Annotated in this window: 3 protein-coding genes and 2 pseudogenes; 4 read left to right on the top strand and 1 reads right to left on the bottom strand. The window is 54.7% G+C overall.

Annotation, left to right across the window (positions count from 1 at the left end; genetic code table 11):
- Window positions 1-284: pseudogene (locus tag ACMX3H_RS19825) on the bottom strand (replication initiation regulator SeqA); the annotation flags it as partial.
- A gap of 213 nt (window positions 285-497) precedes the next feature.
- Here ACMX3H_RS19825 and ACMX3H_RS19820 point away from each other — a divergent pair.
- From ACMX3H_RS19820 to fur, 4 genes and pseudogenes are all read left to right on the top strand, one after another.
- Window positions 498-1,230 (top strand): annotated as a pseudogene (locus ACMX3H_RS19820) (alpha/beta fold hydrolase).
- A 179-nt stretch (window positions 1,231-1,409) separates the two neighbouring features.
- Complete coding sequence (ybfE, locus tag ACMX3H_RS19815; RefSeq protein WP_415210013.1) at window positions 1,410-1,697, top strand: LexA regulated protein; 288 nt, start codon at window positions 1,410-1,412, stop codon at window positions 1,695-1,697.
- 278 nt (window positions 1,698-1,975) lie between these two features.
- Window positions 1,976-2,491: a flavodoxin FldA gene (gene fldA / locus ACMX3H_RS19810; RefSeq protein ID WP_415210014.1), complete on the top strand. Its 516-nt coding sequence runs from the start codon at window positions 1,976-1,978 to the stop codon at window positions 2,489-2,491.
- A 320-nt stretch (window positions 2,492-2,811) separates the two neighbouring features.
- Window positions 2,812-3,279, top strand: coding sequence for a ferric iron uptake transcriptional regulator (gene fur, locus ACMX3H_RS19805; protein WP_025422954.1), 468 nt, complete (start codon window positions 2,812-2,814; stop codon window positions 3,277-3,279).
- Window positions 3,280-3,474 lie beyond the last annotated feature (195 nt).

Here is a 3,474-nt window from a genome sequence, read left to right as displayed (position 1 = left end):
AGCACCAGCATGAAACGATCCACTACCTTGCGTTGCAAAGCATAGTCGTCTGAGAGCAATAATTCACGCATTGCGCGAACCCTCTCGGGCAGTGGACGAACAGATTCCGATTTTTCTGAGGGTTTTGCCGCAGAAGTCACCGCCGGTGCGGGGGTTGACGCTTTGTCGGCGCCGGGAGTGAACTTCAACATACGGCGCAAAATATCAGAGGCACTTTTGCCAATGTGCTGCGTATGGCCGGCAATATAGCGATAAAGATCTTCATCGACTTCAATAGTTTTCATTGTAATCCGTTAATTTCCACATAAATCAATCGTCCCGATTATACAAGTTAAACCCGGGCAACGAACAGCACCAACCGCCGTTGTGGTGAAAAAGTCAGAATCTGCCCGGGCAATCGGCCCGCTGGCGCACGCGCCGTTTTTTCCCCCGCCGCGGCGTTAGCGGTGCCAAACTCATGCTAGGCTACTGCTTTTATCCGCAGCAAAAGGAGCGCTATGAAATTGAACTATCGGCTGCAGACGGCGCGCCAGCCGGAACAGGGTCTGCCGGTGGTGCTGATCCACGGTTTGTTCGGCAGTCTGGATAATTTGGGCGTACTGCCCCGTCCCCTGGGTGAAAATCATCGCACGCTGCAAATTGATTTGCGCAACCACGGCCTGTCCCCCCACGCACCCACCATGAGCTATGACGAAATGGCACGGGATGTGCTGGCGTTACTAGACGCGCTGCTTATTGAGCGCTGTATCGTCATCGGTCATTCCATGGGTGGCAAAGTGGCGATGACGCTTTGCGCGCTGGCACCGGCGGTGGTGATCGATATGGCGCCGGTGGCCTCGCCATTTTCGCCGCCCTGGCGCGCGTCAGCCAGGCCGGGGTGACGCAGCCCAGCGACGCCACGCGGCTGATGGAACAGGATATCGACGATCCGGGCACCATTCAGTTTTTACTGAAATCGTTCCATCAGGGACAATGGCGTTTCGCTCTTGACAGCATCAAACACAATTACGCCGACATTATCGGCTGGCAGACGCAGGCCCCCTGCCGGGGCCGATACTGTTTGTCCGCGGCGGCAATTCCCCCTATCTGGATGACCGCTACCGCGATACTTTCCGCCAGCAATTTCCCCACGCCCGCACACACGTAGTGGCCGGCGCCGGCCATTGGGTTCATGCCGAAAAACCCGAGGCGGTGCTGCGCGCCGTCGCGCGTTTTCTGGCGGAGGGATAAGGCGGGCGCGGCAGTTAGCCATTGTCGTCACCCACTTCACTGGGGTAAGATGACTGGTTTTTTGGATGCCGGCAACCTCCAGGGACCGGTGAAACTAACGCTACGGAGGACGCCGGCCAGGGCTCAGGCCACCCGCCGGCGACCCCGCCGCTTACGGTTGCATATTCCCTTCATCAACTATGGCAAAAGAACAAACGGAGCGCACCACGCTGGATTTATTTACGGATGAACGCCGCCCGGGACGGCCGAAGACCAGTCCCCTTTCACGAGATGAGCAGCTCAGAATCAATAAGCGTAACCAGTTGCGGCGCGACAAAGTGCGCGGGCTGCGTCGAGTGGAATTGAAAATCAACGCGCAGGCGGTGGATGCGCTGAACAAATTGGCCGATCAGCGGGATATTTCCCGCAGTGAGCTTATCGAACTTATCCTGCTGGCGGAGCTTGAGCGCCAACGGCCCGCTGGCTGAGGGAGGGGTCCCGCGTCAGCGGAGCGTAATGTGTGTGACAGGTATCAAGCTGACTGACCGGTGACACGGAGCAGGCCCCCGCGTCAGCCTGCCGCTCATTTGTGGCACAGGCACCACGCCGGCAACGGCGCGGCGGGCGCTTGATAACGGCGGGCGGATTTGGCGCAAAAACCCCCCGCCGGCAGGTATCTCCTTAAATGAGGGTCTGCTATCATTGCCCTTATCAGCTTAAGGTTGACGATTGAGCATACCCTTAATATTTATAAGGTTTGATATTCATGGCGAGTGTAGGCATTTTTTTTGGCAGTGACACCGGCAATACCGAAAATATTGCCAAGATGATTCAAAAGCAACTGGGTACCGATGTTGCTGATGTATTTGACATCGCCAAAAGCAGCAAAGAAGATCTGGAACAGTACGACCGGCTGCTGCTGGGTATCCCGACCTGGTATTACGGCGAAGCGCAGTGCGACTGGGATGATTTTTTCCCTTCGTTGGAAGATGTCGATTTCAGCGGCAAGATTGTTGCGCTGTTCGGCTGCGGCGATCAGGAAGATTATGCGGAGTATTTCTGCGACGCGATGGGCACCCTGCGGGACATTATTGAACCCCACGGCGCCACCCTGGTCGGCCATTGGCCCACCACCGGTTATCATTTCGAGGCGTCCAAGGGACTGGCCGACGACGACCACTTTATTGGCCTGGCCATTGATGAGGATCGGCAGCCCGAGCTCACGGCCGAACGCGTCGACGGCTGGGTCAAACAGGTTCGCGAAGAGATGAATTTGGGTTAACGCCTTACCGCCGTCCGGCCTCCCCGGACGGCAGGACGCCGCATTGTATGCTTGATAAATAATTCCTTTCAAATTGATAGCTACAATTTTGTAACTTTTTCCGCCAAAGCAGTACAATGGCACCACACTTTGTGTGATTTTTTAAACCTAAAGAGGTAGCATAGTCCTTACTCGCTGAGTGGGCTATAATGAAAATGAGTCTTTTTTTCATTCCTGACCGCGAGTTCTATAATGAGACAGTGATACATTTTTCGGGCCGCCGATTGTTATAAGCTGTGTTAGCTTATAACTTGATTATCAAGTAACAGGACCAAACCCGCATGACTGACAATAACATCGCATTAAAGAAGGCCGGCCTGAAAGTGACCCTTCCCAGGCTCAAGATCCTGGAAGTGTTACAAGACCCGGAATGCCACCACGTCAGTGCGGAAGATCTGTATAAAAAGCTGATCGATATGGGTGAGGAAATCGGGCTGGCCACCGTTTACCGCGTACTCAATCAGTTCGATGACGCCGGCATTGTCACCCGCCACAATTTTGAGGGCGGCAAATCGGTTTTCGAGCTCACCCAGCAACACCATCACGATCACCTGATTTGCCTGGATTGCGGCAAGGTCATCGAATTTCGCGATGAGTTTATCGAGGCGCGCCAGCGCGACATCGCGAAAAAGCACAACATCAAACTGACTAACCACAGCCTCTATCTTTATGGCCATTGCGCGGAAGGCGACTGCCGTGAAGATGAAACCTTGCATGATATAGATGATCCGCACGTCGTAAAATTCTGACATCCGCCCCACGCCGTCAGGTTACCGCCGTACAATCACGACCGTATTAAGAGAAACCGCCTGCGGCGGTTTTTTTTCGCCTTGCCTTTACAACGCGTAATGTTCCATTTTCCTCTTTACTTGCCCCAAGGCCTGCTCCCTGCAGATTCCGACGTATCCGATCACCTGTTCCGGCGACATCCGATCAGTTATTCC

Source organism: Sodalis sp. (in: enterobacteria) (assembly GCF_047607725.1).
Lineage (GTDB): Bacteria > Pseudomonadota > Gammaproteobacteria > Enterobacterales > Enterobacteriaceae > JBLKSS01.
The sequence above is the reverse complement of the archived record's forward strand: the minus strand, read 5'-3'. Positions and strand labels throughout refer to the sequence as shown.